Raw genomic sequence first — 3,612 nt, 5'->3', positions numbered from 1 at the left:
GCGGGGTCAGAGTGACCGGGGCCAGGCTGAGCGGGGTTCGGCTGAGCGGGGTCAGAGTGACCGGGGTCAGGTCGAGCGGGGTTCGGCTGAGCGGGGTCAGAGTGACCGGGGTCAGGTCGAGCGGGGTCGGCTGAGCGGGGTCAGAGTGACCGGGGTCAGGTCGACCGGGGTCAGGCTGAGCGCGACGACGACTTCGCCGGCGGGAACCGGCGCAACCGCGGCAGGTTCCGTGAGCGTGGCCGCAACCGCGGCCGCCAGACTGGCGGTTTCAGCGAGTCGGAGCCGGTGGTCCGCGAGGACGACGTACTGGTTCCGGTCGCGGGCATCCTTGACGTTCTCGACAACTACGCCTTTGTGCGAACCAGCGGTTACCTGACCGGCCCGACCGACGTCTACGTCAGCCTGGCTCAGGTCCGTCGCCATGGTCTGCGCCGCGGTGACGCGATCACCGGAGTCGTCCGGGCGCCGCAGGAGGGCGAGCAGCGGCGGGACAAGTACAACGCGTTGGTCCGGCTCGACACGGTCAACGGCCTGGACCCGGATGAGGCGCGCAACCGACCCGAGTTCACCAAGCTCACCCCGCTCTACCCGCAGGAGCGGCTGCGCTTGGAGACCGAGCCGCAGTTGCTGACAACCCGGGTGATCGACCTGGTGATGCCGCTCGGAAAGGGCCAGCGGGCGTTGATCGTCAGCCCACCGAAGGCGGGAAAGACGATGGTGCTGCAGGCCATCGCGAACGCGATCACGACAAACAACCCGGAATGTCACCTCATGGTCGTTCTTGTCGACGAACGCCCGGAAGAGGTGACCGACATGCAGCGGTCGGTCAAGGGTGAGGTCATCGCGTCAACCTTCGACCGGCCCCCGTCCGACCACACCAGCGTCGCCGAGCTCTCCATCGAGCGGGCCAAGCGGTTGGTGGAACTGGGCGAGGACGTCGTCGTGCTGCTTGACTCGATCACCCGGCTCGGGCGGGCCTACAACCTGGCTGCTCCCGCATCCGGCCGGATCCTGTCCGGTGGTGTGGACTCGACCGCGCTCTACCCGCCGAAGCGGTTCCTCGGTGCTGCCAGGAACATCGAGAACGGCGGGTCGTTGACGATCATCGCCACGGCGCTGGTGGAGACGGGCTCCACGATGGACACTGTGATCTTCGAGGAGTTCAAGGGAACGGGCAACGCTGAGCTCAAGCTTGATCGGAAGATCGCCGACAAGCGGATCTTCCCGGCGATTGACGTCGACCCGTCCGGAACCCGCAAGGAGGACATCCTGCTTGCGCCGGACGAGCTTGTGATCATGCATAAGCTGCGTCGGGTTCTGCATACCCTTGAGTCCCAGCAGGCACTCGATCTTCTTCTGGAGAGATTGAAGCAGACGCGGACGAACTACGAGTTCCTGATGCAGATCGCGAAGACGACTCCAGGGCAGGACTAAGAGCGTCCGCGGTGCTGTCCCTGGACGACCGGAAGCTTCTGGCAGACTGGAACGTTGAGACCCGGCACCGGTTCACGCCCTCGCCGTCATGGCAGGGCGACCCGGCGGCCACTTCGGGAAGAAGGATCATGAAGGCTGACATTCATCCGACGTACCGTGAGACCACGGTCGTCTGCACCTGCGGCTCCACGTTCACGACCCGTAGCACCAAGTCGGACGGCGTGATCAATGCTGAGGTGTGCTCACAGTGCCACCCCTTCTACACCGGCAAGCAGAAGATTCTGGATGTCGGCGGTCGGGTCGAGAAGTTCGAGCGGCGCTTCGGTCGCCGTAGTCCCGGCGACAAGGCCGGGCCGGGGACGAAATAGCACGTTTACAGCGCCCGTGCCCTGTCCGACAGCGGCGCGGGCGCTGTTTGGCGTCCGTGTCGCGTCGCCTTTGGCTGTTGATGTCCCGTAGGCCGCCGGCGACGCGGAAGACCATCGTCGCGTCGCCTTTGGCTGTTGATGTCCCGTAGGCCGCCGGCGACGCGGAAGACCATCGTCGCGTCGCCTTTGGCCACTAGACCAGGAGATTCCCGAAATGACCACTCCACTCGACGGTCTGCTTGCCGAGCACGCCGAGCTGGAGGGCCGTCTCGCCGATCCGTCCGTGCATGCCGATCCGGCGCTGGCACGCAGTCTCGGTCGCAGGTACGCGGAACTGATCCCGGTCGTGGAGACCGCGCGCGAGCTGGGTCCGGGTCGATGCGGACCTTGCGACCGCCCGGGAGTTCGCCGCCGAGGATGTCTCGTTTCGCGCCGAGGTCGCGGAGCTTGAGGCCGCGCACGCGGTGTTGCGGGACCGCCTGCACACCCATCTGGTGCCCACCGACCCTGACGACGCCCGGGACGCGATCCTTGAGATCAAGGCGGGCGCCGGCGGTGAGGAGTCTGCGCTGTTCGCAGGCGACCTGCTGCGGATGTACCTGCGCTACGCCGAGCGGCGCGGCTGGCGGGCCGAGATCCTGGACGCGAATCCCAGCGATCTCGGCGGGTATCGGGACGTGAGCGTGGCGGTGAAGGCCGGCCGGACGACCACCGGTGGCGTGTTCGGGCGGCTGCGGTTCGAGGGTGGTGTCCACCGGGTGCAGCGGGTTCCGGTCACCGAGTCGGCAGGTCGTATCCACACCTCGGCGGCCGGGGTCCTGGTGCTGCCCGAAGCCGAGGCGGTCGAAGTCGAGATCGACCCCAATGAGCTGCGCATCGATGTGTACCGCTCCTCGGGCCCCGGTGGGCAGAGCGTCAACACGACGGACTCGGCGGTGCGTATCACCCATCTTCCCAGCGGCCTGGTGGTCTCCTGCCAGAATGAGAAAAGTCAGCTGCAGAACAAGGAGTCGGCCCTGCGCATTCTGCGTGCCCGACTGCTGGTCGTCGCCCGCGAGCGGGCGCAGGCAGAGGCATCGGCGGCACGGGCCAGTCAGGTTCGTACAGTGGACCGGTCCGAGCGGATCCGTACCTACAATTTCGCGGAGAACCGGATCAGCGATCACCGGGTCGGATTCAAAGCGCACAACCTCGATCAGGTACTCGACGGTGAACTCGACGAGGTACTGGACGCACTGGTTGCGGCGGACCTGGAGGCGAGGCTCTCGGCCGGATCGCCGTCATGACCTCCGTCGGGCCCCACCGTGAGCCGGCAACGCCCGTTCCGATGAGCCCGCTGGTTTCGTCCATGCGTGCAGCGGTTGCCGCTCTTGCCGCGGCCGGAGTAGCCAGTCCCCGGTCGGACGCCGAAGAGCTCGCGGCATACGTGACCGGTGAGCCCCGCCGGCGCTTGGCGCCGACGGCCACCATGACCCCGGCGGACCTGGAGCGGTTTGCCGAGCTCGTGGCGCGGCGGGTCGCGCGGGTGCCCCTCCAGCACCTGGTGGGTACCGTCGGTTTCCGTTATCTCACTCTTGCCGTGGGCCCGGGCGTGTTCATACCTCGGCCGGAGACCGAAACCGTGGTCGGCTGGGCACTCGACGCGGTTCGGACGGCCGGGTGGACACGGCCGATCTGTGTGGATCTCTGCACCGGTTCCGGCGCGATCGCTCTCGCCCTCGCGCAGGAACTACCCGGCGCGCGCGTACACGCTGTCGAACGTGATCCGGGCGCGCTGGTCTGGGCGGCCCGCAACATCGCGGCCCAGGGC

Annotated in this window: 2 protein-coding genes and 2 pseudogenes; all 4 read left to right on the top strand. The window is 67.3% G+C overall.

What is annotated here, in order from left to right; genetic code table 11:
- Positions 1-1,434: pseudogene (rho, locus tag U9980_RS05265) on the top strand (transcription termination factor Rho); the annotation flags it as partial.
- Between the two features lie 128 nt (positions 1,435-1,562).
- A complete protein-coding gene (gene rpmE / locus U9980_RS05260) occupies positions 1,563-1,802 on the top strand; it encodes a 50S ribosomal protein L31 (protein ID WP_322754957.1) in 240 nt (79 codons plus the stop codon).
- 256 nt (positions 1,803-2,058) lie between these two features.
- A pseudogene (prfA, locus tag U9980_RS05255) lies at positions 2,059-3,088 on the top strand (peptide chain release factor 1).
- Positions 3,089-3,150: 62 nt separating this feature from the next.
- Positions 3,151-3,612, top strand: a 462-nt coding sequence (locus U9980_RS05250; RefSeq protein WP_322766917.1) for a HemK/PrmC family methyltransferase, incomplete at its 3' end; no start/stop codon positions are given.

Source organism: Protofrankia sp. Cr1 (genome assembly GCF_963555865.1).
Taxonomy (GTDB): Bacteria; Actinomycetota; Actinomycetes; order Frankiales; family Frankiaceae; genus Protofrankia.
Note: the sequence above shows the minus strand (reverse complement) of the source record. Positions and strands in the feature narration are given on the sequence as shown.